Origin of the sequence: Streptomyces sp. FXJ1.172 (genome assembly GCF_001636945.3) — a bacterium.
Classification (GTDB): Bacteria; Actinomycetota; Actinomycetes; order Streptomycetales; family Streptomycetaceae; genus Streptomyces.
Map to the genome: position 1 here is coordinate 7499462 of NZ_CP119133.2, position 25748 is coordinate 7525209.

23 protein-coding genes, 1 pseudogene and 1 riboswitch are annotated in these 25748 nt (G+C 71.7%); of the genes and pseudogenes, 17 read left to right on the plus strand and 7 right to left on the minus strand.

From position 1 onward, the window contains the following. Positions 1–163: 163 nt before the first annotated feature. Both A6P39_RS33795 and A6P39_RS33800 read left to right on the plus strand, forming a co-directional pair. Positions 164–952, plus strand: a complete 789-nt coding sequence (locus A6P39_RS33795; protein WP_067046397.1) for a carbon-nitrogen hydrolase family protein — start codon at positions 164–166, stop codon at positions 950–952. Between the two features lie 82 nt (positions 953–1034). After that, positions 1035–2732 (plus strand): flavin monoamine oxidase family protein, encoded by a 1698-nt coding sequence (locus A6P39_RS33800; protein WP_067046398.1) that lies wholly within the window; start codon positions 1035–1037, stop codon positions 2730–2732. A 43-nt stretch (positions 2733–2775) separates the two neighbouring features. Here A6P39_RS33800 and A6P39_RS33805 read toward each other — a convergent pair whose 3' ends face one another. From A6P39_RS33805 to A6P39_RS33820, 4 genes are all read right to left on the minus strand, one after another. Beyond that, positions 2776–3705 carry a TIGR03619 family F420-dependent LLM class oxidoreductase gene (locus tag A6P39_RS33805; protein WP_067046400.1) on the minus strand — a complete coding sequence of 310 codons (930 nt, stop codon included), beginning with the start codon at positions 3703–3705 and terminating at the stop codon, positions 2776–2778. A 104-nt stretch (positions 3706–3809) separates the two neighbouring features. Beyond that, on the minus strand, positions 3810–4496 hold the full coding sequence (locus tag A6P39_RS33810; protein WP_067046402.1) for a DUF5995 family protein: 687 nt from the start codon (positions 4494–4496) through the stop codon (positions 3810–3812). Positions 4497–4817: 321 nt separating this feature from the next. After that, positions 4818–6209 (minus strand): uracil-xanthine permease family protein, encoded by a 1392-nt coding sequence (locus A6P39_RS33815; protein WP_067046529.1) that lies wholly within the window; start codon positions 6207–6209, stop codon positions 4818–4820. A 182-nt stretch (positions 6210–6391) separates the two neighbouring features. Beyond that, positions 6392–7606: an MFS transporter gene (locus A6P39_RS33820; RefSeq protein ID WP_067046404.1), complete on the minus strand. Its 1215-nt coding sequence runs from the start codon at positions 7604–7606 to the stop codon at positions 6392–6394. Between the two features lie 188 nt (positions 7607–7794). On the opposite strand from A6P39_RS33820, the gene A6P39_RS33825 reads away from it, so the two are divergent. Then, positions 7795–9030: an ROK family transcriptional regulator gene (locus A6P39_RS33825; RefSeq protein ID WP_067046406.1), complete on the plus strand. Its 1236-nt coding sequence runs from the start codon at positions 7795–7797 to the stop codon at positions 9028–9030. A gap of 23 nt (positions 9031–9053) precedes the next feature. On the opposite strand, the pseudogene A6P39_RS33830 reads toward A6P39_RS33825, so the two are convergent. Continuing rightward, a pseudogene (locus A6P39_RS33830) lies at positions 9054–9274 on the minus strand (nucleoside-diphosphate sugar epimerase); the annotation flags it as partial. A gap of 329 nt (positions 9275–9603) precedes the next feature. Then, a riboswitch (FMN riboswitch) is annotated at positions 9604–9734 on the plus strand. A gap of 160 nt (positions 9735–9894) precedes the next feature. Here A6P39_RS33830 and A6P39_RS33835 point away from each other — a divergent pair. The 9 genes from A6P39_RS33835 to A6P39_RS33875 all read left to right on the plus strand — a co-directional run bounded on the left by A6P39_RS33835 (position 9895) and on the right by A6P39_RS33875 (position 17324). Then, complete coding sequence (locus tag A6P39_RS33835; RefSeq protein WP_067046410.1) at positions 9895–10503, plus strand: riboflavin synthase; 609 nt, start codon at positions 9895–9897, stop codon at positions 10501–10503. After that, positions 10500–11141: a nicotinamide mononucleotide transporter family protein gene (locus A6P39_RS33840; RefSeq protein WP_067046412.1), complete on the plus strand. Its 642-nt coding sequence runs from the start codon at positions 10500–10502 to the stop codon at positions 11139–11141. The genes A6P39_RS33835 and A6P39_RS33840 overlap by 4 nt, the downstream gene beginning before the upstream one ends. Then, complete coding sequence (locus tag A6P39_RS33845) at positions 11138–12430, plus strand: bifunctional 3,4-dihydroxy-2-butanone-4-phosphate synthase/GTP cyclohydrolase II (protein ID WP_067046414.1); 1293 nt, start codon at positions 11138–11140, stop codon at positions 12428–12430. Before A6P39_RS33840 ends, A6P39_RS33845 begins: the two co-directional genes overlap by 4 nt. A gap of 23 nt (positions 12431–12453) precedes the next feature. Continuing rightward, positions 12454–12939 carry a 6,7-dimethyl-8-ribityllumazine synthase gene (ribH, locus tag A6P39_RS33850; RefSeq protein WP_067046417.1) on the plus strand — a complete coding sequence of 162 codons (486 nt, stop codon included), beginning with the start codon at positions 12454–12456 and terminating at the stop codon, positions 12937–12939. Between the two features lie 34 nt (positions 12940–12973). After that, a complete protein-coding gene (locus A6P39_RS33855; protein ID WP_067046426.1) occupies positions 12974–13246 on the plus strand; it encodes a phosphoribosyl-ATP diphosphatase in 273 nt (90 codons plus the stop codon). A 77-nt stretch (positions 13247–13323) separates the two neighbouring features. Continuing rightward, positions 13324–14178 carry an ATP phosphoribosyltransferase gene (gene hisG, locus A6P39_RS33860; protein WP_067046429.1) on the plus strand — a complete coding sequence of 285 codons (855 nt, stop codon included), beginning with the start codon at positions 13324–13326 and terminating at the stop codon, positions 14176–14178. 15 nt (positions 14179–14193) lie between these two features. Further along, the gene (locus tag A6P39_RS33865; protein WP_067046431.1) at positions 14194–14658 is read left to right on the plus strand and encodes a PH domain-containing protein; all 465 of its coding nucleotides are present in this window, start codon (positions 14194–14196) and stop codon (positions 14656–14658) included. A gap of 246 nt (positions 14659–14904) precedes the next feature. After that, a complete protein-coding gene (locus tag A6P39_RS33870; RefSeq protein WP_067046433.1) occupies positions 14905–16239 on the plus strand; it encodes a hemolysin family protein in 1335 nt (444 codons plus the stop codon). Continuing rightward, on the plus strand, positions 16236–17324 hold the full coding sequence (locus A6P39_RS33875; protein WP_067046435.1) for a hemolysin family protein: 1089 nt from the start codon (positions 16236–16238) through the stop codon (positions 17322–17324). The genes A6P39_RS33870 and A6P39_RS33875 overlap by 4 nt, the downstream gene beginning before the upstream one ends. A gap of 110 nt (positions 17325–17434) precedes the next feature. Here A6P39_RS33875 and A6P39_RS33880 read toward each other — a convergent pair whose 3' ends face one another. Both A6P39_RS33880 and A6P39_RS33885 read right to left on the minus strand, forming a co-directional pair. Beyond that, complete coding sequence (locus tag A6P39_RS33880) at positions 17435–19294, minus strand: AAA family ATPase (RefSeq protein WP_067046437.1); 1860 nt, start codon at positions 19292–19294, stop codon at positions 17435–17437. A 428-nt stretch (positions 19295–19722) separates the two neighbouring features. Then, entirely contained in the window at positions 19723–20349 is a 627-nt protein-coding gene (locus A6P39_RS33885; protein WP_067046439.1) for a uridine kinase family protein, read from the minus strand. Between the two features lie 256 nt (positions 20350–20605). On the opposite strand from A6P39_RS33885, the gene A6P39_RS33890 reads away from it, so the two are divergent. The 5 genes from A6P39_RS33890 to A6P39_RS33910 all read left to right on the plus strand — a co-directional run bounded on the left by A6P39_RS33890 (position 20606) and on the right by A6P39_RS33910 (position 25702). Next, positions 20606–21562, plus strand: a complete 957-nt coding sequence (locus A6P39_RS33890) for a hypothetical protein (RefSeq protein WP_067046441.1) — start codon at positions 20606–20608, stop codon at positions 21560–21562. Between the two features lie 53 nt (positions 21563–21615). Next, on the plus strand, positions 21616–23145 hold the full coding sequence (locus tag A6P39_RS33895; RefSeq protein WP_234378932.1) for an amino acid permease: 1530 nt from the start codon (positions 21616–21618) through the stop codon (positions 23143–23145). 204 nt (positions 23146–23349) lie between these two features. Then, positions 23350–24720, plus strand: a complete 1371-nt coding sequence (locus A6P39_RS33900; RefSeq protein ID WP_067046445.1) for a peptidase C39 family protein — start codon at positions 23350–23352, stop codon at positions 24718–24720. Positions 24721–24820: 100 nt separating this feature from the next. Then, entirely contained in the window at positions 24821–24967 is a 147-nt protein-coding gene (locus tag A6P39_RS33905) for an SCO1431 family membrane protein (protein ID WP_107304363.1), read from the plus strand. 81 nt (positions 24968–25048) lie between these two features. Then, positions 25049–25702, plus strand: a complete 654-nt coding sequence (locus tag A6P39_RS33910) for a TetR/AcrR family transcriptional regulator (RefSeq protein ID WP_443053009.1) — start codon at positions 25049–25051, stop codon at positions 25700–25702. Positions 25703–25748 lie beyond the last annotated feature (46 nt).

Consider the following 25748-nt stretch of genomic DNA (forward strand, 5'->3'; position numbering starts at 1 on the left):
GACCGGGGACCCTCCCTTGCGGGCGCGCAACGAATCGCCGCCCTGCCCCCGCCGCACGCAACAAACCGCGCACCGGCGCGCAACGGCTCCTTCTTGTCCGGCCGAGCGCGCCGACCGTACCTTCTTTGTGGCCCCCCAACCCCCCGTTCGGTGAGGATCACGCATGCGCACCGCCCTGCTCCAGAGCTCAGGCCGCCCCGGCTCGACCGCCGAGAACCTCAAGGTCCTCGACGCCGCCGCGGGCCGGGCCGCCGCCGCGGGTGCCGCGCTGCTCGCCGTACCGGAGATGTTCCTGACCGGGTACGCGATCGGCGACGACATCGCCCGCCTCGCCGAGCCCGCCGACGGCGACAGCGCGGACGCGATCGCCGAGCTGGCCCACCGGCACGGCCTGGCGATCGCCTACGGCTACCCGGAGCGCGACGGCCAGACCGTGTACAACTCCGCCCAGCTGATCTCCGCCGACGGCGCCCGGCTCGCGAACTACCGCAAGACCCACCTCTTCGGCTGCTTCGAACGCGACCACTTCACGCCGGGCGAGCAGCCGGTCGTCCAGGCCGAGCTGAACGGCCTCACCGTCGGCCTGATGATCTGCTACGACGTCGAGTTCCCGGAGAACGTGCGCGCCCACGCCCTGGCCGGCACCGACCTCCTCGTCGTCCCGACGGCGCAGATGCACCCCTTCCAGTTCGTCGCCGAGTCCCTCGTGCCGGTCCGGGCCTGGGAGAACCAGATGTACGTCGCGTACGTCAACCGGGCCGGCCAGGAAGGGGAGTTCGAGTTCGTCGGACTCTCCGTGCTCGCCGGCCCCGACGGCATCGCCCGCACCCGCGCCGGCCGCGGCGAGGAGCTGGTGTTCGCCGACGCCGACCCCGCCTTCCTGGCCGCGTCCCGCGAGGCCAACCCGTACCTGCAGGACCGCCGCCCCGGTCTGTACGGGTCCCTGGCCTGACACCCTCCGAGCTTCCCCCGAGCTTCCCCCGAGCCTCCCCCGAGCTTCCCCCGAGTTCTTTCGCGCAAGGAGTCCGTACCCCATGACGTCCACGGTGCCCAACGCCGTCGAGCACACCGACGAGCAGCAGCCGCCGATCACCATGTTCGGCCCGGACTTCCCCTACGCCTACGACGACTTCCTCGCCCACCCGGCGGGCCTCGGCCAGATACCCGCGACCGAGCACGGCACCGAGGTCGCGGTCATCGGCGGCGGTCTGTCCGGCATCGTGGCCGCGTACGAGCTGATGAAGATGGGTCTCAAGCCCGTCGTGTACGAGGCCGACCAGATCGGTGGCCGGCTGCGCACCGTCGGCTTCGAGGGCTGCGACGAGTCGCTGGGCTGCGAGCTGGGCGCGATGCGCTTCCCGCCGTCGTCCACCGCCCTGCAGCACTACATCGACCTGGTCGGCCTGGAGACCAGGCCCTTCCCCAACCCGCTGGCCGAGGCGACGCCCTCCACCGTCGTGGACCTCAAGGGCGAGTCGCACTACGCCGAGACCATCGACGACCTGCCCCAGGTCTACCGGGACGTCGCCGACGCCTGGAACAAGTGCCTCGACGAGGGCGCCGACTTCTCCGACATGAACCGCGCCATGCGCGAGCGGGACGTGCCGCGCATCCGCGAGATCTGGGCGAAGCTCGTCGAGAAGCTCGACAACCAGACCTTCTACGGCTTCCTCTGCGACTCCGAGGCCTTCAAGTCCTTCCGGCACCGCGAGATCTTCGGCCAGGTCGGCTTCGGCACCGGCGGCTGGGACACCGACTTCCCGAACTCCATCCTGGAGATCCTGCGCGTCGTCTACACCGAGGCCGACGACCACCACCGCGGCATCGTCGGCGGCTCCCAGCAGCTGCCGCTGCGCCTGTGGGAGCGCGAGCCGGAGAAGATCGTCCACTGGCCGTACGGGACCTCGCTGAAGTCCCTGCACGCCGACGGCGAGCCGCGCCCGGCCGTGACCCGGCTGCACCGCACCGCGGGCAACCAGATCACCGTGACCGACGCAGGCGGCGACATCCGCACCTACCAGGCGGCCATCTTCACCGCCCAGTCCTGGATGCTGCTGTCCAAGATCGCCTGCGACGACTCGCTCTTCCCGATCGACCACTGGACCGCGATCGAGCGCACCCACTACATGGAGTCGAGCAAGCTCTTCGTGCCCGTCGACCGGCCGTTCTGGCTGGACAAGGACGAGGAGACGGGCCGGGACGTCATGTCGATGACGCTCACCGACCGCATGACCCGTGGCACCTACCTGCTGGACGACGGCCCGGACAAGCCGGCCGTGATCTGTCTGTCGTACACCTGGTGCGACGACAGCCTGAAGTGGCTGCCGCTGTCCGCGAACGAGCGGATGGAGGTCATGCTGAAGTCGCTCGGCGAGATCTACCCGAAGGTCGACATCAGGAAGCACATCATCGGCAACCCGGTGACCGTCTCCTGGGAGAACGAGCCCTACTTCATGGGCGCGTTCAAGGCCAACCTGCCCGGCCACTACCGCTACCAGCGGCGCCTGTTCACGCACTTCATGCAGGACCGGCTGCCCGAGGACAAGCGGGGCATCTTCCTCGCCGGCGACGACATCTCGTGGACGGCCGGCTGGGCCGAGGGCGCGATCCAGACCGCGCTGAACGCGGTCTGGGGCGTCATGCACCACTTCGGCGGCGCGACCGACGCGACGAACCCCGGCCCGGGCGACGTCTACGACGAGATCGCCCCGGTGGAGCTTCCCGAGGACTGACCGGGCTCACCGGCAGCAAGGACCAAGGCGTGGGCGGCCGGCCTCAGACTCCGGCCGCCCGCGCCTTCTCAAACACCTCGGCGGCGACGTCCTTCAGCTCCTGCGCGTCCCGCGCGGTGCCCTGCAGGTCGATCAGGATCTCGTCCATGCCGAGCGCCGCGTGCTCCACGAGATCCGCCACGATCTGGTCGGCACTGCCCTGGAAGGGCCTGCGGTCGGCACCCTCGTACGGTTTCGCCTCGCGCGTGGCGTTCACGCGCAGCACCGTCCGGATCGGCCGCGTACGGCCCCGCTCCTCGGCCAGCTCCCGCAGCTGCCGCCACTGGCCGGCGACCTGCTCGGCGCTGAAGCCCGCCGGCAGCCAGCCGTCGGCGTGGTCGACCAGCCGCCTGAAGGCCCGCCTGTTGCCCGCGGCCAGCATGAGCGGGATCGGCCGCACCGGCTTGGGCCCGACCACGGCGGAGGCGATCTTCGTCAGGGCGCCGTCGTAGCGGACCGGATCCGGTCCCCACACCGCCTGGCAGACCTCGATGATCTCGTCCAGCACCTTGCCGCGCTCCTCGAAGGGCCGGACCGCCGAGGCCGCGTACTCGTCCAGGGACCAGCCGGTGCCCAGGCCCGCGATCACCCGCCCGCCGCTCGCCACGTCCAGCGAGGCGAGCGCCTTGGCGAGCTGGAACGGCACGTGCAGCGGGGCCACCAGGACGCTGGAGCCCAGCTCCGCGCGCTCGGTGGCGGCCGCGGCCAGGGTGAGGGCGACCAGCGGGTCCGCCACACTGCGGTACTGGTCCGGCCAGGGCAGGCCCGCCATGTTGTACAGCCCCTGGGTGGCGGGTTCGGGGAACAGGGCCCGCTCGAAGACCCACAGGCTCTCGTATCCGATCCGCTCGGCGGCACGGGCCACATCGGGCACGTCCTTGCCGATGGAGTACTGCCGCATCTGGGGAAGACCGAGACCGAGCCGCGTTGCCATGTCCGCTCCTTCGCGATGGGGTGCCCGGGGTCAACGCGCGGCGACGACACCGCTGTTCCGGGATGCCCGGCGCGGGGTCCGGATCCGGCCAGGCGGCTTCGTGCTCAGTTTGCGAGCGGAGTGAGCAGCATCCGGCCCGCGAAACCCACGGCCGCGTCCAGCCGTTCGGTGAACTCCTCGGCGACCTCGCCGCAGTGGCGCAGCGCCCACAGCGCCCGTGCCGCCGCCCAGGTCGCGTCCCGGGCCCGCTCCAGGCTCCAGGAGCCCAGCAGATGGGTGAGCGGATCGGCGATCTGGAGCAGATCGGGGCCCGGCATCAGATCCTCGCGGATGCGCTCCTCCAGCGATACGAGGAGATCGCCCACGCGGTCGAACTCGTCCTCCAGATCGGCCGGTTCGCAGCCGAGCGTACGGCAGGCGTCCACCACGGCGAGCGCCAGGTCGTGCCCGATGTGGGCGTTGATGCCCGCCAGCGCGAACTGCAGCGGCCGTACCCCGGGATGGCCGCGCAGCTGGAACAGCGGCCGCCAGCAGGCGGGCGGCCGGCGGTCCGCCGCGGCCGCGTCGACCGCCGCCAGGTAGCGCTCCGCGAACCGCACGTCCAGCGCGGTCGCCGCCCGCGGGTCCGGGAACTCCCCGGCGTCCAGGCGCCGGTCGATCTCCTCGGTGACGGTGAGGTAGACGCGGTTGAACACGGCGACCCCGTCGCGCTCGGGCAGGGCCGCGTCGAGGGCGCGCATCCGAAGGACCACCGCGTCGACGGGAGTGGTGAAGTGTTCCAGCTGCGCCATGGGGGAAGGGTCCCAGCCCCGGACCGGCCGGCGTGCCGACCGGCCCGGCGCTTCGCCGGAACGGGGGAACGCCGGACGGGGCCTGGGGGTGCGGGCCCGGGGGACGTGTCCCTGTGCGGAGGGGGGAACGGCACGGTGTCAGGCTCACGGGTCCGGCGCCTCGCGGAGCGCCGGGCCGCGCGCAGGCGTGCCGTGCGGCGCACGGCGATGGTTGGCGCTGGCCTCGGCGGTGACCGCGATCGCCACCTACCTCTGGGTGAAGCTGCCGGGGGAGTCCGACGGATGCCGGGGGGCGGCCGGGACGTTCAGCCCGTCCTACGCCTACGACTTGGCGCGCGGCTCGCCGGCGTCGTAGCTGGAGGTGCCCTCGTCCAGCAGCGGCTCCTGCTTCTTCAGGTGGGCCGGGGCGAAGGCGCGCAGCGCGTGGTAGCCGGTGATGACGACCAGGGTGCCGAGGGCGATGCCGCTGAGCGAGAAGGTGCTGGTGAACTTCATGCTCACGTTGCCGACGCCGATGATGATGCCCGCGGCGGCCGGCACCAGGTTCAGCGGGTTGCGCAGGTCCACCTCGGCGTTGAGCCAGATCTGGGCGCCGAGCAGGCCGATCATGCCGTAGAGGATGACGGTGATGCCGCCGAGCACACCGCCCGGGATCGCTGCCACGACCGCGCCGAACTTCGGGCAGATCCCGAAGAGCAGGGCGAAGCCGGCGGCGGCCCAGTAGGCGGCGGTGGAGTAGACGCGGGTGGCGGCCATCACGCCGATGTTCTCCGAGTACGTGGTGTTCGGCGGGCCGCCGACGGCCGTGGACAGCATGGAGGCGACGCCGTCCGCCGAGATCGCCGTGCCGAGCTTGTCGTCCAGCGGGTCGCCGGTCATCTCGCCGACCGCCTTGACGTGGCCCGCGTTCTCCGCGACGAGCGCGATGACGACCGGCAGCGCGACCAGGATCGCCGACCACTGGAAGGCCGGTCCGTGGAAGTGCGGCAGCCCGATCCAGTGGGCCTTGCCGACGCCGGACAGGCCGAGGCGCCAGTGGTCGGTGATCCTGCCGCTGCCGTCGGTCGAGTGGATCTTGCCGAAGATCCGGTCGAAGACCCAGGAGATGCCGTACCCGAAGACAAGTCCCAGGAAGATCGCGATGCGCGACCAGAAACCGCGCAGACAGACGATCGCCAGGCCGGTGAAGAGCATGACCAGCAGGGCCGTCCACTGGTCCTGCGGCCAGTAGGTGGAGGCGGTCACCGGGGCCAGGTTGAAGCCGATCAGCATGACGACGGCGCCGGTGACGATCGGCGGCATGGCCGCGTGGATGATCCGCGCGCCGAAGCGCTGCACCGCGAGTCCCACCAGGAACAGCACGGCGCCGACGACGAGCACCGCCCCGGTCACGGTGGCGCTCGTACCGCCCTGCGCGCGGATGACGGCCGCCACACCCACGAACGACAGGGAGCAGCCGAGATAGCTCGGCACCCGGCCGCGGGTGGCGAGCAGGAAGATCACGGTCGCCACGCCCGACATCATGATCGCCAGGTTCGGGTCGAGACCCATGAGTACGGGTGCGACGAAGGACGCCCCGAACATCGCGACCACATGCTGGGCGCCCAGGCCCACCGTGCGGGGCCAGGTGAGCCGTTCGTCGGGGCGTACCACCGCTCCGGGCGCGGGCGTACGCCCGTCACCGTGCAGTTTCCAGCGCACGCCGAGGTCCATGGTGCGGTTTCGCTTTCTTACGTACGTGAAGACGGTCCGCACCATTGTCACGGGTGACGAGCGGCTCTACGCTCACACGGTCCTAATCGTGAACCGAGTTCACATAGCTGGTTCAGCTTCGACGGACGGGACGCAGACCTGCGCCCAGGGCACCGGGGTGCTGCCCGGCCGGCTGACGTCTCTCAGGGGTGCGGGTCGGGGACGGCGGCGGACTGCGCGGCGATCCTTGCCCGCCCGTCGCGCTCGGCGCCGCGCAGCACGCCCGCGAACACCGCGAGCCCGCAGGCCAGTGCCGTCACCACGCAGAAGGACACCACCAGGCTGGTCGCCTGGGCCACCCCGCCGATCAGGCTCGGCGCGACCAGCCCCGAGGTGTAGGTGATCGTCGCGACGCCCGCTATGGCCTGGCTGGGGTTCGGCCCCGCGTGCCCGGCCGCGGCGAAGCACAGCGGCACGACCACCGCGATCCCGAGCCCCATCAGCCCGAACCCGGCCATGGCCACCACGGGGTCCCCGGCGAGGACGATCAGCAGCCCGCCCAGCGCGGCCAGCACTCCGCCGGCCCGCACGGTGCGGACCGTGCCGAACCGGTTCACGATCGCGTCACCGGCGATCCGGGCCACGGCCATCGTCAGCATGAACCCCGTCGTACAGGCCGCCGCCACCGCGGCCGAGCTGTCCAGCCGGTCCCGCAGGAACACCGCCGACCAGTCCAGGCTCGCGCCCTCGGCGAACACCGCGCAGAAGCCGACCGTCCCGATCAGCAGCGCCGAGCGCGGCGGCAGCGCGAACCGCGGCGGCGGCTCCTCGTCGGCGGCGGGCTGGACGTCCAGCACCCAGGAACACGCCACCAGTCCGAGCACGGTGAGCACGGCCGAGGCGAGCACGAAGTGCAGGCGGCCGCCCGCGCCCAGGTGCGCGGCGAGCGTGCCGGCCGCGGAGCCGGTCAGCGCGCCCGCGCTCCACATGCCGTGCAGCCCCGACATGACCGACTTGCCGAGCAGCCGCTCGACCTCGACGCCGAGCGCGTTCATCGCGACGTCGGCCATGCCCGAACTCGCGCCGTAGGCGAACATCGCCAGGCACAGGGTGTACAGGTTCGGCGCCAGCGACGGCGGAACCAGTGCGAGCGTCCACAGCGCGAGCAGTCCGCGCAGCGCCGTACGGCTGCCGAAGCGGTGGCTGATCCGGCCCGCGAGCGGCATCGCGCACGAGGCGCCGAACGCCGTGAACGCCAGGGCGAAGCCCAACTGGCCCGCGCCGAGCGAGGCATGGTCCTGGATCCACGGCACCCGGGTGGCGAAGGAGCCGGTCACCGCGCCGTGCACGGCGAACACGGCCGCCACGGCATACCGGGCGCGCCTCACCTCGCCGGGCGCGTACCCCATGTCACCCATGTTCCATTCCCTCCCCACAGGTCACCCTCGCGGCACGCGGCGTAAACTATCAGGGACCCTGCCTGATAGATAGACGGTTTTACGGCCGCTGCCCGCAGGTGAGTTGCTCCGGGGTGCGTTGCTCCGAGGGCGCGTCGCTCGAGGGCGCGTCGCTCCGGGAGGGCGGCCGATCTGGGAGGATTCCCGTCATGCCCGCATCACCCAGCACCGCCCGGGCCATCAACGACCGCCTCGCCCTGCGCCTGCTCCAGCAGGAAGGCCCGCTGACGGCAGGGCAGTTGAAGCAGCTGACGGGGCTGTCCCGGCCGACGGTCGCCGACCTCGTCGAGCGGCTCACCACCGCCGGGCTGATCACGGTGGTCGGCGAGTCCGGCGAGCAGCGCCGCGGCCCGAACGCCCGGTTGTACGGCATCGTCGCCGACCGCGCCCATCTGGCCGCGCTGGACGTGCGCACCGAGGGTGTCTTCGTGCTCGTCTCCGACCTGCTCGGGCGGGTCCTCGCCGAGGCGTCCGTGCCGATCGGCGCGGGCACCGGGACCGGGCCCGCCGTGGAACAGGCGGTGGCCGCGGTGGAACGCACCGCCAAGGAGGCGGGGGCCGACCGGCTGCACACCGTCGGCATCGGCGCCCCGGGCCTCGTCGACCCCGCCACCGGCGACCTGCGGGACTCCGGCGGGCTGCCCGCCTGGCACCGCAGCCTGGCCGCCGCCCTGCAGGAACGACTGCCCGGGGCCCGCGTCACCGTGGAGAACGAGACCAACCTCGCCGCCCTGGCCGAACAGCGCGAGGGTGCCGCCCGGGACCGGGACACCTTCGTCCTGCTCTGGCTCGGCCACGGTGTCGGCGCGGCGGTCGTCCTCGACGGCACCCTGCGCCGCGGCGCCTCGGGCGGCACCGGCGAGATCGGCTTCCTGCCGGTCCCGGGCACCGGCTCCCTGCCCTCGGCGACGGACTGCGACGGCGGCTTCCACTCCCTGGCGGGCGCGGCGGCGATCGGCACCCTGGCAGCGGCCTGCGGCCTTGCGGTACCGGCCACGATGGACGGACCGGGTGCGGCGTCGGTGATACGGGCGGCCACGACGGAATCCGCCCCGATCACCGCCGACGGTGATCCGGCCCCGGCCGTGTCCGGGGAGCACCCCGCCGGTCGCTTTCTGCACGCGCTCGCCGATCGGATCGCCGTGGGGGCCGCCTCCGTCGTGGCCGTCCTCGATCCCGGCTGTGTGGTGCTCGGCGGGGAGGCCGGGCAGGCCGGCGGGGCGGTGCTCGCGGGGCTGGTGGAGGAGCGGCTGCGCCGGATGTCGCCGCTGCGCACGCAGGTCCGGGCGAGCGCCCTCGGCGGCACGGCGGTGCTGCGCGGGGCACTCCTGACAGCCCGTGACCGCGCCCAGGACGAGCTGTTCGCTCCGCCGGGCCCGAGCTGACCCTTGTCTCCTCGGCTTTCTCCTCAGCCGCCGAACCGCCGCCCCGGGTACTCCTCGAACGTCACCTTCCCCACCGCCTGTTCCGGTGCAAGACGGCCGCCCGCGCGGACGACGCGGCACGTCCTGCCGGGCGGCGGCACCCGGGCCACCGCCCGGCGGCGGCCACCCGCCCGGCCGGCGCGGCGAGCGCCAACTCGGCCAGCCGGCCGACGACTTCGGTCACCTCCACCGGCTGGTCCGGCACGGTCAGCTTCGGCATGCAGTGGCCGAACGGCACCGGGATCGTGGTCATGCTGTCGGCCTGCGAGAACACGCCCTGCGCCGGGGCGGCGTGACCTGGCGGCCCGGCGACGGGCAAGGGCCGTCGTCACCGCCGCCGGACCCGTGCGCACCCTAAAAGGACTAGACCAGTACGGTCAATGGTCCGGACCGCCGTCAACCCGTCACTCGCGTAGGGCAGTTGCCGCACGTGACTGCGCCGCGCAAGCCCGGCGACACGTGCTGTGAGGGAGCCCACACCGCTCGCCTGTCTGGATGATGCTTCGGCGTGGCACACTGGCCGTGTACCAGAAGCAGCGCACTCCGGGGTCGGTGAAAGTCCGAACCGGCGGTTACAGTCCGCGACCCGGTCGCTTCCAGCGGCCGGTTGACCAGGTGAAATTCCTGGACCGACGGTTAAAGTCCGGATGGGAGGCAGTGCGCGGCGAGCGGGCACACATCCGTGCGCGCCGTCGTATCTGGACGCGTCCGCACCCGGACGGGTCCTTGTCGGCGTCAGCGTTCACGGTGTTGCTCACTCGTACATTCTGTCGTCATCGACAGGCCCCGGAGTCCGTGCCCGAATGAGGCAGGAGGACCCGGGAAGTGTTCACCGGAATCGTCGAAGAGCTGGGTGAGGTCACCGCCGTCGAGAACCTCGGCGACGCCTCCCGCTTCAGGCTCCGCGGCCCCGTCGTGACCGAGGGCGCGCAGCACGGCGACTCCATCGCCGTGAACGGGGTCTGTCTCACCGTCGTGGAGCACGAGGGCGACGAGTTCACGGCCGACGTCATGGCCGAGACCCTGAACCGCTCCAGCCTCGGCGCGCTCGCCGTCGGCTCCCGCGTCAACCTCGAACGCCCCATGGCCGTCGGTGCCCGCCTCGGCGGCCACATCGTGCAGGGCCACGTCGACGGCACCGGCGAGGTGCTGGAGCGCAAGCCCTCCGACAACTGGGAGATCGTGAAGATCTCGCTCCCCGCGGACCTCGCCCGCTACGTGGTCGAGAAGGGCTCCATCACCGTCGACGGCATCAGCCTCACCGTCGTCGAGGCCGGCCCGGACTTCTTCACGGTCAGTCTCATCCCGACCACCCTCGACCTCACCACGCTCGGCCACAAGCAGCCCGGCGACCCGGTCAACCTCGAGGTGGACGTCGTCGCCAAGTACGTCGAGCGGCTCCTCGGCGACCGCGCCCAGGGAGCCGGCAAGTGAACTGGCTCAACTCCGAGGCGTTCACCCTCTTCGGCCAGCACATCATCTGGTCGGACATGGTCGGCAACATCCTCGGCCTGATCACCCTCGCCCTCGGCTGGCGCCGCTCCCTGTGGACCTGGCCCGTGCAGTTCCTCTCCGGCCTCGTCCTGTTCGCCGCCTTCTACGGCCACCTGACCGGCAGCGCCGGCAAGCAGGCCGTCGTCATGGCCGTGGCCCTCTACGGCTGGTGGCAGTGGCAGCGCACCAGGGACCGGGCCGGCGACGGCCACATCGTCCCCCGCTTCGCCACCTGGCGCGAGCGCGCGGCCATGCTCGCCGCGGCCGCCGCCGGCACGGTCGCCGTCGCCCTGTTCTTCCAGGCCCACCCCAGCCTGTCCTGGGACCCCTGGCCCGACGCCTACATCTTCGTCGGCACCGTCGTCGCCATGTACGCCCAGGCCAAGGGCATGGTCGAGTTCTGGATCGCCTGGCTCCTGGTCGACCTCGTCGGCGTCCCCCTCAACTTCACCAACGGCTACGCCTTCTCCGGTTTCGTCTACGTCATCTACGGCGCGCTCGTCCTGTGGGGCATGCGCGACTGGTGGCTGCGTTCCCGCAGGCATCCGCAGCCCGTCCTGGAAGGAGCACCGGCATGACCCCGGCAACTCTGCTCTATGACACCGACCCCATCGAGGACTTCCTGCTCGACCCCGTCGAACAGGCTATCGCCGACATCGCCGCCGGCCGCCCGGTCGTGGTCGTGGACGACGAGGACCGGGAGAACGAGGGCGACCTCGTCATCGCCGCCGAGAAGGCCACCCCCGAGATCGTCGCCTTCATGATGAGCGAGTGCCGCGGGCTCATCTGCGCCCCCATGGAGGGTGAGGAACTGGACCGGCTGCGGCTGCCGCAGATGGTCGAGGACAACACCGAGTCGATGAAGACCGCGTTCACCGTCTCCGTGGACGCCTCCGCCGCGCACGGGGTGAGCACCGGCATCTCGGCCGCCGACCGCGCGACCACGCTCCAGCTCCTCGCGGGCGGCACGGCGGAGCCCGCGGACTTCGTCCGTCCCGGCCACGTCTTCCCGCTGCGCGCCAAGCCCGGCGGTGTCCTCGTGCGCAACGGCCACACCGAGGCCGCCGTCGACCTCGCCCGGCTCGCGGGCCTGCGCCCGGCCGGCGCCATCGTGGAGATCGCCGGGGAGGACGGCCGGATGCTGCGGCTGCCCGAGCTGATCCCGTTCGCCCGCAAGCACGGCCTGACGATCATCTCCATCGAGGACCTGATCGCCTACCGCCGCAGCAGCGAGCCCACCGTCCGCCGCGAGGCCGAGACCCGACTGCCCACCGTCCACGGCACGTTCACCGCCTACGGCTACCGGTCCACCGTCGACGGCGTCGAGCACGTCGCCCTCGTGCACGGCGAGATCGGCGACGGCGAGGACGTCCTGGTCCGCGTCCACTCCGAATGCCTCACCGGCGACGTCTTCGGCTCCCTGCGCTGCGACTGCGGCCCCCAGCTGGACGCCGCCCTGGAGCGCATCCAGAAGGAGGGCCGGGGCGTGGTGGTCTACCTGCGCGGACACGAGGGACGCGGCATCGGCCTGCTGTCCAAGCTCAGGGCCTACGAGCTGCAGGAGCAGGGCCGCGACACCCTCGACGCCAACCTCGAACTCGGCCTGCCCGCCGACGCACGCGACTACGGCGCCGGCGCGCGGATCCTCACCGACCTCGGCGTGCGCAGCGTCCGGCTCATGACCAACAACCCCGACAAGACAGACGCGCTGCTGCGCCACGGCCTGAAGGTCACCGGCCGCGAGCCGATGCCGGTCCAGGCCGGCGAGCACAACCTGCGGTACCTGCGCACCAAGCGGGACCGGATGGGACACGATCTGCCCTGGCTGGACACGCCCGCCGTGCCGGCCTCCTGCGGCAACCAGTAAGCACGAACGCACTGAGGAGAGAAGTGAGCGGCAAGGGTGCACCGGAACTGTCCGTACGAGGCGCGAGCGACCTCAGGGTCGCCGTCATCGCGGCACAGTGGCACGAGAAGGTGATGGACGGTCTGGTGAACGGTGCCCTGCGCGCCCTGCACGAACTGGGGATCGACGAGCCGACCCTGATCCGGGTCCCCGGCAGCTTCGAACTGCCGGTCGCCGCCAAGGCCCTCGCGGGCCGCGGCTACGACGCGGTGGTCGCCCTCGGCGTCGTCATCCGCGGCGGCACCCCCCACTTCGACTATGTGTGCCAGGGCGTCACCCAGGGCCTCACCCAGGTCAGCATCGAGACCGGCGTCCCCGTCGGCTTCGGCGTGCTCACCTGCGACACCGAGGAGCAGGCCCTGGACCGGGCCGGCATCGAGGGCTCGAACGAGGACAAGGGGCACGAGGCGGTGACGGCGGCGGTGGCGACGGCAGCCACGCTGCGCTCAGTATCCGAACCCTGGCACTAGGTCGGCCGCCATTACGGCTAGGGTGGGGCACACCATGTCCAAGAAGACGTTCGAGCAGCTCTTCACCGAGCTGCAGCACAAGGCCGCCCACGGCGATCCCGCCACCTCCCGCACCGCAGAGCTGGTCGGCAAGGGTGTCCATGCCATCGGCAAGAAGGTCGTCGAAGAGGCCGCCGAGGTCTGGATGGCCGCCGAGCACGAGGGCAAGGAAGCGGCCGCCGAGGAGATCTCGCAGCTCCTGTACCACGTGCAGGTGATGATGGTCGCCCGCGGGATCTCCCTGGACGACGTCTACGCCCACCTGTGAGCCACGCGCCGCAACACGCGCAAAAGCCGTACAAGCCGTAAGCCGTAGAAACCCGTCACGCAAAGGAAGCCGACCTCATGCTGCGCATCGCCGTCCCCAACAAGGGTTCACTGTCCGGCCCTGCGGCGGACATGCTGCATGAGGCCGGCTACCAGCAGCGCCGGGAGTCCAAGGAGCTGCGGATCGTCGACCCGGAGAACGAGGTCGAGTTCTTCTACCTCCGCCCCCGCGACATCGCGATCTACGTCGCCTCCGGCCGCCTCGACATGGGCATCACCGGCCGCGACCTGCTGATCGACTCCGGCGCCGACGCCGAGGAGATCCTCCCGCTCGGCTTCGCCCGCTCCACCTTCCGCTTCGCCGCCAAGCCCGGCACGGCGAACGGCATCGAGGACCTCAAGGGCAAGACGGTCGCCACCTCCTACGAGGGCATCGTCGCCGGACACCTCGCGGACAGCGGTGTCGACGCCTCCGTCGTCCACCTCGACGGCGCCGTGGAGACCGCGATCGAGCTGGGCGTCGCCGAGGTCATCGCCGACGTCGTCGAGACCGGCACCAGCCTGCGCAACGCCGGCCTGGAGGTCTTCGGCGAGCCGATCATGAAGTCCGAGGCGATCGTCATCCGCCGCACCGGCGCCGCCGAGGAGGCGGCCGAGCCGAAGGTCCAGCAGTTCCTGCACCGCCTCCAGGGCGTGCTGGTCGCCCGGACGTACGTGATGATGGACTACGACTGCCGCGTCGAGCAGCTGGAGAAGGCCGTCGCGCTCACTCCCGGCCTGGAGTCCCCGACCGTCTCCCCGCTGCACAACGAGGGCTGGGTCGCGGTGCGGGCCATGGTCCCCGCCAAGGAGGCACAGCGGATCATGGACGACCTGTACGCCATCGGCGCCCGCGCCATCCTGACCACGGCCATCCACGCCTGCCGCCTCTGAGGGGTACGCCGACCGATGTCCGACCTGACCCCCCTTCCCGACCTCCCCGTCACCTTCCGGCCGGGCCACACCCGGGCCATCCTGCTCACCGCGGGCGTGGCGATCTTCCTGACGATCACGGCGATCGCGCTGCTGCTGGAGCATCTGGGCCCGGGGGAGCGGCTCAGCTTCATCGTCACCGGCGCGCTCATCTCCTGGGTCCTGGCCCGGCTGGCCCGCATCAAGGTGGTCGCCGACGACTCCGGTGTCACCGTGGTGAACATCGCCGGCAAGCGGCGCCTGGACTGGGCGGAGATCGTTCAGGTGAACCTCCGTCCGGGCGACCCGTGGGTCTTCCTCAACCTCAGTGACGGCACCAGCCTGCCCGCGCTCGGCATCCAGCCGGGCCTCGCCAAGCAGCGGGCCATCGCCGACGCGCGGGCCCTGCGGGCGCTCGCCGAAGTCCGCTCGACGGCCGCCGGAGCCGAGCACAGGGGCTGATCCGGGGCACCTCGGGGCTCGCTCGGGGTGAGATCGGGGCCGACTCGGGGGCGCCCACCCTGCCCGAGCGGCCCGTGACTTGATTAATCTGGTGGCGGAGGCCATTTCGCTGTGCCTCCGCCCCTGCGCACCGCCCGGTGTCCAGGGGTTCCTGCTACCCGAGGAGTGACTCCCTCCAGCGATGGACGGATCGTCCTGTAGTACCTGCGCCGCCCCGACCCGACATACCGGGAAGGCGGCGGCATCGTGACCACCTCTCTGCTGCTCCTGGCAGCCGCCCTCCTGCTGATCCTCGCCAACGGGTTCTTCGTGGCGGCCGAGTTCGGCCTGGTGACGGTCGAGCGCCCGGAGGCCGAGAAGGCCGCCGCCGACGGCGACCGACGCGCCCGTACGGTCGTGGAGTCGCTCAAGGAGCTGTCCTTCCAGCTCTCCGGCACCCAGCTCGGGATCACCATCACCTCCCTGGTCGTCGGCATGCTCGCCGAACCGGCCCTGGCCCGGCTGCTGCACGGCCCCCTCGCCGCGCTCGGCCTGCCCGACGGCGCCGTCTCCGGGATCGCCGTGGTCGTCGGCATGCTGCTGGCCTCCGCGATCCAGATGGTGATCGGGGAACTGGTGCCCAAGAACTGGGCGGTGTCCAAGCCGCTCCAGGTCGCGCGCTTCGTGGCCGGCCCCCAGCACCACTTCTCCCGCCTGTTCCGGCCGGTGATCGCCGCGCTCAACACCGTCGCCAACCGGCTCGTACGGGCCCTCGGCGTCGAGCCGGCCGAGGAACTGGCCTCCGCCCGCACCCCGGGCGAACTGATGTCCCTGGCCCGGCACTCCGCCCAGGCCGGCGCCCTGGAACAGGACACGGCCGACCTGTTCGTACGGACCCTGTCCCTGGGCGAGCTGACCGCACAGCACGTCATGACCCCGCGCGTGAAGGTCAGCGCCCTGCAGGACTCGGCCACCGCCGAGGACGTCGTCAACCTCACCCGGGCCACCGGCCTGTCCCGCTTCCCCGTCTACCGGGGGAAGATCGACGAGATCGTCGGTATGGCCCACCTCAAGGACGCCCTGGCCGTCCCGGTGCGCGACCGGCTGCGCACCCCGGTCGGCCGCATCGCCCGCAAGGCGCTGCTGGTCCCCGAGACCCTGCCGGTCCAGCCCCTGCTCGCCCGGCTGCGCAGCGAGCAGCCCATCGCGGTCGTCGTCGACGAGTACGGCGGCACGGCCGGCGTCGTCACGCTGGAGGACATCGTCGAGGAACTCGTCGGCGAGGTCCGCGACGAGCACGACCGCCCGGACGCGCCGGAACTCGCCGCTGCCCCGCCGCAGGACGGCAAGCCCGCCTGGGACGTGGACGGCAGCGTCCGTGTCGACATCCTCCAGCGCATAGGCCTGGACGTGCCCGAGGGGCCGTACGAGACGGTCGCCGGCCTCGTCGCCGACCTGCTCGGCCGGATCCCGGTCCCCGGCGACCGGGCCGAGCTGCCCGGCTGGCGGCTCTCCGTCCGCCGGGTCGGCCACTACCGCGCCGAACGGGTCCGCCTGGTCAGGACGGCCCCGGCGGCGAACGCGATGGAGGCCGCCCGATGAGCGTCCTCCAACTCGTCTTCGCCGGGCTGCTCGTGCTCGCCAACGGCTTCTTCGTCGGCGCCGAGTTCGCGCTGGTCTCGGTGCGCCGCAGCCAGATCGAACCGCTGGGCACGGCGCGGGCCCGCCAGGTGCTCTACGGCCTGGAGCGCCTGCCCCAGATGATGGCCGCGGCCCAGTTCGGCATCACCGTCTGCTCCCTGACACTCGGCGCGGTCGCGGAGCCGACGGTGGCCCGTCTGCTGGAGCCGGCGTTCGCGGCCGTCCACCTCCCGGACGGCGTGATCCACCCGCTGGGCTATGTCATCGCCCTGGCCGCCGTGGTCTTCTTCCACCTGGTCATCGGCGAGATGGTGCCGAAGAACCTCGCGATGGCGGCCCCCGAGAAGGCGGCGCTCTGGCTCAGCCCGGGCCTGGTCTACTTCGCCCGCCTGTGCAAGCCGATCACGGTGTCCCTGGGCGCCTGCGCCCAGGCCATCCTGCGCCTGTTCCGGGTCGAGCCCAAGGACGAGGTGGAGGCGGTGGTCACCAGCGAGCAGCTCAACCGCCTGCTGGAGGACTCCGGCCAGGCCGGTCTGCTCGACCCCGAGGAGCAGGAGCGCCTCGAGGACGCCCTGGAGCTGGGCTCCCGCCCGGTCACCGACGTCCTGCTGCGCCGGGAGTCCCTGGTCACCGTGCCCCCGTCGGTCACCCCGGGCGAGATCGTCGAGCTGACGGCCCGCACGGGCTACTCCCGCTTCCCGGTCTCGGCGACGGACAAGGGCGCCTTCATGGGGTACGTCCACGTCAAGGACGTCCTGGACGTGGAGCACTCCGACCGCGCCGTCCCGCAGCACCTGTGGCGCCCCATGACCACCCTGCGGGCCGAGCTGCCGCTCGACGACGCCCTCACGGTCATGCGCCGGGCGGCCACCCACCTGGCCCAGGTGGCGGACGCCTCGGGCCGGATACTGGGCCTGGTGGCCCTGGAGGACGTACTGGAACTGCTCGTGGGCGAGGTCACCGACCCGGCCCACCGGGAGATTCCCGGCGTGAAGCTGACCGAGCCGAGGGCCGCCGGGGAACCGGAGGGAGTGCTCGCCAACTAGGTGGTGACGGGGCTGTGCGGCCGCGGGCCGTTCGCGGCCGGCCGGGCCGGCGCGGCGGAGCCGCAGGACGGCACGGCCCCGCGCCCCCGCGGGCGCACCCGCGCCGGCGCTCACAGACCCGGCGGATCCTGCGGCCCCCGCCCCGACAGCACCTCCCCGTACGCCTGCATCAGGTCCGCCAGCCGCAGGGTCGCGAGGTCCTCCCGGCAGAGCGTGCCCGGATAGGCGGACAGCCGCAGGTCCCGGTACGCACAGCTCTTCTCGTACAGCGTGCGCAGGAAGCGGCCGTTGCCCAGCTCGTCGATCCATCCCTGCTCCACGACGTGCCCGGCGATCGACCGCAGCTCCTCCAGCGCCTCCTCGTCCCACATGTCCCCGTTCTCCGCCGCCAGCACCTTGCCGATCTCGGTGAGTTCCTGCGGCCGGTAGGAGGGGAAGTCGACACGGGTCGTGAAGCGGGAGGACAGCCCGGGGTTCGCCGCCAGCAGCCGGTCCATGCCCTCGGGGTAGCCGGCCAGGATCACCACCAGGTGGTCCCGGTTGTCCTCCGCCCGCTTCAGCAGCACCTGCAGGGCCTCGTCGCCGTACGCGTCCCCCTTGCCGTAGCCGGAGTTGGACAGCGAGTACGCCTCGTCCACGAACAGCACGCCGCCGATCGCGGAGTCGATCAGCTCGTTGGCCTTCACGGCGGTCTGTCCGAGGTACTCGCCGACGAGGTCCGCCCGCTGGGCTTCCACCAGATGGTCCCCGCCGAGCAGGCCCAGTGCGTAGAAGACCCGGCCGAGGATCCGGGCCACCGTGGTCTTGCCCGTCCCCGACGGCCCCGAGAAGACGAAGTGCCGCTTGGGCGGCTGCACCGGCAGCCCCTGCCCGGCCCGCAGCCGGGCCATGTTCAACTGCGCGGACAACGCCTTCACCTGGCGTTTCACCGGTTCTAGCCCCACCATGCGCTCCAGCTCGGCGAGCGCCTCCTCGAGGAGGGCGGGATCGGTCGGCCCGGCCGGGATCGGCGAGGAGTCAGCGGACTTCGCCCGCACCGCCGGACCGGGCGCCGACGGCAGCGGTCCGGTCGGCAGATCCGGCTCCGGGAGCCGCAGATCACGGCCTTCGGTGCCGAAGAGCGGATCGAAGCCGTCGGGCCCGTCGACGCTGTCCTGCCCGGCGCCGGTGAGGCTGATCGCGGCGAGGTCGGCGCTGTCGTCGTACCCGTCGCCCTCGGCGATCGCCGCGAGCCGTGCCGAGGTGTCCATGAAGGCCGGGTCGACGCGGTGCACCGCCCGGTACAGGGGCAGCGCCGCCGCCGAGCGGCCCGTGCCCTCGTGCGCCCGCGCCAGCCAGTAGCGCAGCTCCTTGCGCTGCGGCTGCTCGCTGCGGCAGCGCATCAGCGCCGCCGACAGCAGCGGCTCGGCCTGGCCGTACATCTCCAGCCTGACCCGGGCCATGCCACCGAACAGGCCCGCCTCGATGCCGAGCAGGGCATCGTCCAGCAGCGGATCGGTGTGCCGGACCAGCTGTTCCCAGTCCTTGACCAGATAGGCGCGGCAGGCGTGCAGGAAGCGGACCTGGGGGTCGGTGTCGACCGGGGGCAGCCCGGCGAGCGCCCGGTCCAGCTCCGGCACGTGCCGGCCGTCCAGCCAGTGCGAGGCGTGCGCCAGCAGCAGATCGCGCGGACTCTCCAGCACCGGCTGCACCCACCAGCCGAGCCAGTACCAGGAGTTGAGGGTTCTGCGGTGCCGGGCGCGCTGTTCGCCGAAGCGGTCGCGGTGCCGGAACATCCGCAGCAGCGCGGTCGTCGTGTCGACCCGGAGGGCGTGCAGTCCGAGCCAGCCGTCGGCCATCCCGGCGTCCATCCGCACCGCGGTGCGGAACTCCTCCTCCGCCTGCGGATAGGCCCCCATCGTGTAGGCGTCCACACCCCGCAGCCAGGCGAGGTCGGCCGGGGCGTCGCGGCCCTGCGTGCCGAAGTCCATCCGTCCCCCCACAGACCGTGCCCCCGTGGTTCACCACCGGGCGGTCGCCCGGGGCCCGCCGCGGTCGAACAGCCCTGCCGCGGACCGGAGTTGCAGGTGCGCGAGGCAGCTGCTCGAAGGTCGCACCGAAGGCATCGTACCCGCGGTACGACCGCGTGCCGAAGGGTGTCGTACAGGCCGTTCGACGAGGTGGGAGCAGACGGGCGCGCAGGCTGTCGTGACCGAGGGTGAGCGGATCGGTGCGCGGGGCGCCCGGAAAACCGCTTCGGAGCAGAACGAAGCCCCCGGTCACGGGGGAACAACCGGGGGCTTCGCGTCACTGGGCGGTCCTCAGCGACCGCTCATTGAGAACGTAAGTCCTGTACGGGCCCCGGGTCAAGCGGAGTTGAGGCACTCCGGGAAGTTCACCCGCAGGCGCCTTCACAACTTCACCACAACGCGGACGACCCGTCACCCTGCGTCACATTCTGGTCCGGTCCAGGGGTTGACCCGGGCCCCGGCAGCACCTCGTACCCCCCGGATTTCTGCAGCACCAGGAGATCGGCATGGGGGCGCGAGGGGTCCTCGGCGAAGTGTGCGTGCTCCGCCTCGACCCAGCCGTCCCAGAACTCCCGCTGCTCCATGCCGTCGCGCCGCCGGCCGCGCGTCCAGGACTCCCCGCGGGGCAGCTCCATCCACAGCAGCCGGGCCAGATGCGGCCTGAGGGCGCGGCGGCCGGCACCGACGCCCTCCAGCAGCACCACGGGTGCGGCCGGCAGCGGGCGCGGTGCGCCGAAGGCCCGGGCCCGCCAGTCGTAGGGGGTGTAGTGCCCGCTCTCGCCCCGGGCGAGCGGGTGGATCACCTGGGTCATGAGCCGGCCGGTCCACGCGAAGAGCTGCTCGTGGCTGGCGATGTCGTCGAGGTGCAGCACCGGGGCTCCGCCCAGCTCGGCGGCCAAGTGCCCGGCGAACGTGGACTTTCCGGAGCCGGCGTGCCCGTCCACGCCGATCAGCCGGACCGGCCCGAGGGAGGGGGGAAGCCGGCGCAGCCGGGCGGCGAGGTCGCGAATGGTCATTCCCGTGGTGTGGGGCGGTGTGGGTGGTTTTCCGGAAACAGTGTAGTAGGGGCCCATAGGCGCCGGACCGCCGCGGTCTCGAGGGCGGAAAATGTCGCGGTTTGAATCACCGGCTGGCAGCCAGTCAATGGCCCCGGATAAACATTCGGGGACCACCTGGCCGATATGTTGAATCAGGCGTTCCGGGGATGCCCGCCGCTGAGTAGGGTGCCTTCAGCGCACCTACGGTGCGTCGTACGGGGACGGGCAGGGGGACATGGCCGCGGAGTTATTCGAAGGGCACTACGTCTGGCATCCGGCGGCCGACGACCGTGTGCTGGCGAGCGTATGCGTCGATGTGCGCGCCGGACGTTATCGATACGCGTACGAGGCGCTCGCCGAGACCCGCTCCGACTTCGGTCTGCGCGCCCATCGCTCGCTGGTGCTCGCCTCCGAGGCCGCCGGCACCGATCTGGTCGAGCGCTGGCTGGCCGAGGAGCCGAGCCCCGAGGCCGCGCTGCTGTGGGCCCGGGTCGCCGTGCAGCGCGCGCTGCGGGCCGCCGACGCGCGTGACGAGCGCGTCGAGGCGCTGGAGCGGATCGCGCTGACCGCCTGCGACCGGGCCGCCGCCCTCGCCCCCGGGGATCCCACCCCCTGGGTCGCCAAGCTGGCCATGGCCCGGCTGCACCGGCTGCGCGACCCCGCCCCGCAGGGCCTGCTGACCCAGCCGAAGGGCCCCTGGCGGCTGTTCGCGCACATCCTCTCCCTCGACCCCTGGCACCGCGAGGCCCACCACCGCTTCCTGTCGTGCTTCTTCACGCGCCACGGCGGCTCCGTCAACGCGGCCTGGGACGTGGCCGCCTTCCTCAGCCAGCGGGCGCCCGCCGACTCCGTCCTGCGGCTGCTGCCGCTGGTGGCCCTGGTGGAGAGCTACAACCCGACCCAGCTGCTCGCCGACCGGGTCTGGGAGCAGCCGCAGTGGCGCTCCACCGCGCTGACGATCTACCAGAACTGGCTGCCCGCGGTGGCCGGTTACCGCTTCACCCCGGTGCTCGACCTGGCCTACCTCGCGCACGCGCTGGTCATGGCCCAGCGCGAGTTCGAGGCCCGGGCGGTGTTCACGGCGATGGGCCCGTACGCCTCGCGGATGCCCTGGAGCGCCTTCGGTGACCCCGCCGAACAGCTCTCCCGGGCCCGGCGCGGCTGTGGCCTGCCCGTCCCGGGAGCCGCCTGACCCTCCACGTGCTCCGCCCCCCACCGAGAGAAAGGCGAACTGTGCCGGAACGGATGTCCGCAGGCCGGGCGAAGGCCCGCGCGGGAGAAGACCGGGTCGTGCTCGACGACGACGCGACCCTGCATGCGATGGGTTATCCCAGAAAACTCACCAGGCGTTTCCAGGCGTTCGACAATTTTGCGATCTCCTTCACCATCATCAATATCCTCTCGGGAATTTTCTCCTCCTTCGGATTCGGTATGGGCGCGGGCGGTCCCCGCATTCTCGTATTCGGCTGGATCGGTGTCTCCGTCATGGTGCTGCTCATCGGCGCGGCCATGGCGGAGGTGGCCTCGGCCTATCCGACGAGTGGCGCCCTGTATTTCTCCGCCGGGAAACTCGCCAAGCGGCACAAGGGGGCCTGGTCCTGGTTCACCGGCTGGCTGAACTTCGTGGGCCAGATCGGCGGCACCGCCGCCACCGGTTACGCGGCCGCCACCTTCATCCAGGCCTTCGTGAACCTCCAGTGGCCCTCCTACCGGCCCACCGCGCACCAGACGGTGCTGATCACGGCCCTGATCATCGTGGTGCAGGGACTCGCCAACACTTACACCGTCCAGCTCGTCGCCGTGCTGAACCGTATTTCCGTGTGGTGGCTGCTGGTCGGACTCGTCGTGATCGTGGGCGCACTCATAGTGATGCCGGATCATCATCAGCCGGCGTCCTTCGTGACGCATTTCGAGAACAACACCGGCTTCACGAGCGGACTTTACGGCGGCATGCTCGGTCTGCTGGTCACCAGCTGGACCTTCACCGGCTTCGACGGCAGCTTCCACATGTCCGAGGAAACGGTCCGCGCGACGGTCAATGCGCCGAAGGGGATCACGCGGGCCATCGGCTATTCGGCGATCACCGGCCTGATCCTGATGCTGGCATTGGTCTACAGCATTGGCGACTACGCCAAGGTGGCCTCTTCCAGTGCGCCACCCGTCCAGATCCTCATCGACGGCCTCGGCCTCGGTACCGCCAAGGTCATGCTTTTCATCGTCATCGGTGCGATGCTCTTCTGCGGTCTCGCCAACCTCACCAGCAACACCCGGCAGATCTTCGCCTTCTCCCGGGACGGCGCGATGCCCGGCTCGCGCTGGTGGCACTCGGTCTCGACGCGCACCCGGACGCCCGTGAAGGCGGTGTGGCTGGCGGTGGCCTGCTCGCTCGCCCTCGTCGTGCCCGGCTGGTGGTCGCACACGGCCTTCACCGCGATCGTCAGCGTCAACGTGGTCGGCCTCTTCCTCGCCTACGCCGTGCCGATCTTCCTGCGGCTGCGGCTCGGCGACGCGTTCGAGCCGGGGCCCTGGCACCTGGGCCGCTGGGGCCGGCCGGTCGGCTGGCTCGCGGTGATCTGGATCCTGCTCAGCAGCGTCCTGTTCATGCTGCCGCAGGCCTCGCCGATCACCGTCGACTCCTTCAACTACGCGCCGATCGCGCTCGCCGCCGTCCTGCTCGTGGCCACGGTGTGGTGGTTCGCCACGGCCCGCCGCCGCTTCCAGGGCCCGATCAGCTACGGCCGCCCCGACGAGGTCGCGGCGATGGACCTCATCTGACCGACGCCCACCTCACGGCCCCGGCCCACGTCACCACGTACGGGCCGGGGCCGTTCGCCGCGTGCGTCCTTCCAGTGGCCGAGACCAATAATCATCGCGCGGCATGCGCCGAAGTGCTGGCAGGGCCATGCCGCCTGTTCCATAGTTGGCGCGAACCGTGCACCGGACCAGCACCGACCCGGACACCTGGGGGTAACCGCGCCCATGAGCAGAGCCCAGCAGCCCTCCCGCAGAACCGTCCTCACCGCCGCCGCGGCGGTCGCCGCGGCCCTGGCCGGCGCCGCAGCCCCCGCTGCCGCCGCGCAGCGGCCCACCGCCGAAGCCGACGACGACCCCGCCCAGGCCCGCCCGGTCGACTACCGGGCCTGGACCACGTACCGCGAGTGGCGCCTGGGCAGCGCCCGGGGCGTGCGGGCCGTGGCCGGTTCCCGCCCCGGCGTCGTGATCGACACCCCCGCCGGCCGCACCGACTACACCGACCCGCACACCGGCACGACCGCCACCTGGGAGTACGCCGTGTGGACCGCCCCGGTCCACCTGCTCACCGTCCCCGCCACCGAGGTCGTCGCCTCCTGGAACGCGCACACCCCGGCCGGCACCTGGCTCCAGGTCGAGCTGCAGGGCACGTACTCCGACGGCACCACCACTCCCTGGTACGTGATGGGCCGCTGGGCGGCCGGCGACCAGGACATCAGGCGGACCTCGGTGGACGGCCAGGGCGACGGCAAGAGCGGGATCTCGACCGACACCTTCGCCATCGGGGACGCGAGCACCGGCCTGCGCCTGACGTCGTACCAGCTGCGCCTGACCCTCTACCGCAGGCCCGGCACCGGGCTGACCCCGACCGTCTGGCGGCTCGGCGCCATGGGCTCCGACGTCCCCGACCGCTTCACGGTGCCCCCCTCCACCCCCGGCCTCGCCCGGGAACTGGCCGTCCCGCGCTACTCGCAGGAGATCCACAAGGGCCAGTACCCGCAGTACGACAACGGCGGCGAGGCCTGGTGCAGCCCCACCTCCTCGCAAATGGTCGTCGAGTACTGGGGCGGCCGGCTCACCCCCGAGCAGCTGTCCTGGGTCGATCCTTCCTACGCCGACCCCCAGGTCGACAACGCCGCCCGCTTCACCTACGACTACCAGTACGAGGGCTGCGGCAACTGGCCGTTCAACGCCGCCTACGCGGCCACGTTCGGCGGCATCCAGGGCGTGGTCACCCGGCTCGTCTCGCTCGCCGACCTGGAGACACTGATCGCGGCCGGCATCCCGGCCATAACGTCCCAGTCCTTCCTGGCGAGCGAGCTGACCGGCGCGGGCTACGGCACCTCCGGGCATCTGATGACCGTGATCGGTTTCACCGCGGACGGCGACGTGATCGCCAATGACCCGGCCTCGCCGGACGACGCCGCGGTGCGCCGGGTCTACCTGCGCCGGGAGTTCGAGAACATCTGGCTGAGGACCAAGCGGTACAACGCCTCCGGCAAGGTCGCCTCCGGCACCGGGGGAGTCTGCTACCTCTACTTCCCGGCCCGGCCGGCCCCGCACCAGCGCAGGGCGCTCGAGGCGGTGGGCGTGCGCTGACCGTGTGAGCAAGCTCATCACCGCAAACGCCGTCGCGGGTGGCAAGGTGGACAAACAGGGGGCAATGCACTCCGTACGTCCGACCTCTGCGAGTAACACCATGACCGCACACCAGGCCACCGCCACCCGCGTCCGCGCCCGCACCGGAGGGCCTCGGGAGGACGGCCCGAAGATCGCCGAGCACGTCATGGGCTGGGTCCTCGTCGCGGTGGTCGCCATGCTCGTGACCCAGCTCGGACTGCTGTGAGCCGATCCGCTCACGCGTGCGGCATGTTCTGACATACTGCGGATGTCCCGCCGACCGCCTGGAACAGGGTCGAAATTGACTATGCCGCAGCAGCGTGCCGCCGCCCGTCCCCGGGCGCGAGGTACGGAGCGCTCGGAAGCGCGTCGCGCCGAACTCATCGCCATCGGGCGGAAGTTGTTCGCCGACACGTCCTACGACGCGCTGTCCATGGACGACATCGCCCGCCAGGCGCATGTTGCCAAGGGGCTGATCTACTACTACTTCCAGTCCAAGCGCGGCTACTACCTGGCGATCATCAAGGACTCCGTCGCCGACCTGGTCACCTTCGCCTCGAGCGGGCTCGAACTGGCCGCCGTCGACCGCGTCCACCGCACCGTCGACAGCTATCTGCGCTACGCCGAGCACCACCAGGCCGCCTACCGCACCATCGTCAGCGGCGGTGTCGGCTTCGACGCCGAGGTGCACTCCATCCGGGACGGTGTGCGCGAGGCGATCGTCGCCACCATCGCCGAAGGCGCCTACGGCCGCCGCGACATCTCCTCGCTGGCCCGGATGAGCCTGCTGTCCTGGGTGTGCAGCGTCGAGGGCGCGACCCTGGACTGGATCGACCGCCCCGAGCTGTCCCGCGACACCATGCGCGAGCTGCTGGTGAAGACGCTCGGCGGAGCCCTGCGCGCCGTGGAGGAACTGGATCCGGCCTACCCGGCCCCGCAGCCGGCCCGCCGCGAGGCCTGACGCCCGCCCGCGCTGTTCGGACCGATGGTGTCAGCCCGGCACCCGC

Excerpts from the sequence above, each read along its gene's own strand:
- A6P39_RS33885 (WP_067046439.1), bottom strand. The coding sequence starts at position 20,349 with ATGACCATTCGCGACCTCGCCGCCCGGCTGCGCCGGCTTCCCCCCTCC.
- A6P39_RS33845 (WP_067046414.1), top strand. The coding sequence starts at position 11,138 with ATGACCCCGGCAACTCTGCTCTATGACACCGACCCCATCGAGGACTTC.
- A6P39_RS33800 (WP_067046398.1), top strand. The coding sequence starts at position 1,035 with ATGACGTCCACGGTGCCCAACGCCGTCGAGCACACCGACGAGCAGCAG.
- hisG (WP_067046429.1), top strand. The coding sequence starts at position 13,324 with ATGCTGCGCATCGCCGTCCCCAACAAGGGTTCACTGTCCGGCCCTGCG.
- A6P39_RS33895 (WP_234378932.1), top strand. The coding sequence starts at position 21,616 with ATGTCCGCAGGCCGGGCGAAGGCCCGCGCGGGAGAAGACCGGGTCGTG.
- A6P39_RS33865 (WP_067046431.1), top strand. The coding sequence starts at position 14,194 with ATGTCCGACCTGACCCCCCTTCCCGACCTCCCCGTCACCTTCCGGCCG.
- A6P39_RS33905 (WP_107304363.1), top strand. The coding sequence starts at position 24,821 with ATGACCGCACACCAGGCCACCGCCACCCGCGTCCGCGCCCGCACCGGA.
- A6P39_RS33880 (WP_067046437.1), bottom strand. The coding sequence starts at position 19,294 with ATGGACTTCGGCACGCAGGGCCGCGACGCCCCGGCCGACCTCGCCTGG.
- A6P39_RS33900 (WP_067046445.1), top strand. The coding sequence starts at position 23,350 with ATGAGCAGAGCCCAGCAGCCCTCCCGCAGAACCGTCCTCACCGCCGCC.
- A6P39_RS33805 (WP_067046400.1), bottom strand. The coding sequence starts at position 3,705 with ATGGCAACGCGGCTCGGTCTCGGTCTTCCCCAGATGCGGCAGTACTCC.
- A6P39_RS33875 (WP_067046435.1), top strand. The coding sequence starts at position 16,236 with ATGAGCGTCCTCCAACTCGTCTTCGCCGGGCTGCTCGTGCTCGCCAAC.
- A6P39_RS33795 (WP_067046397.1), top strand. The coding sequence starts at position 164 with ATGCGCACCGCCCTGCTCCAGAGCTCAGGCCGCCCCGGCTCGACCGCC.
- A6P39_RS33825 (WP_067046406.1), top strand. The coding sequence starts at position 7,795 with ATGCCCGCATCACCCAGCACCGCCCGGGCCATCAACGACCGCCTCGCC.
- A6P39_RS33910 (WP_443053009.1), top strand. The coding sequence starts at position 25,049 with ATGCCGCAGCAGCGTGCCGCCGCCCGTCCCCGGGCGCGAGGTACGGAG.
- A6P39_RS33810 (WP_067046402.1), bottom strand. The coding sequence starts at position 4,496 with ATGGCGCAGCTGGAACACTTCACCACTCCCGTCGACGCGGTGGTCCTT.
- A6P39_RS33890 (WP_067046441.1), top strand. The coding sequence starts at position 20,606 with ATGGCCGCGGAGTTATTCGAAGGGCACTACGTCTGGCATCCGGCGGCC.
- A6P39_RS33855 (WP_067046426.1), top strand. The coding sequence starts at position 12,974 with ATGTCCAAGAAGACGTTCGAGCAGCTCTTCACCGAGCTGCAGCACAAG.
- A6P39_RS33820 (WP_067046404.1), bottom strand. The coding sequence starts at position 7,606 with ATGGGTGACATGGGGTACGCGCCCGGCGAGGTGAGGCGCGCCCGGTAT.
- A6P39_RS33815 (WP_067046529.1), bottom strand. The coding sequence starts at position 6,209 with ATGGACCTCGGCGTGCGCTGGAAACTGCACGGTGACGGGCGTACGCCC.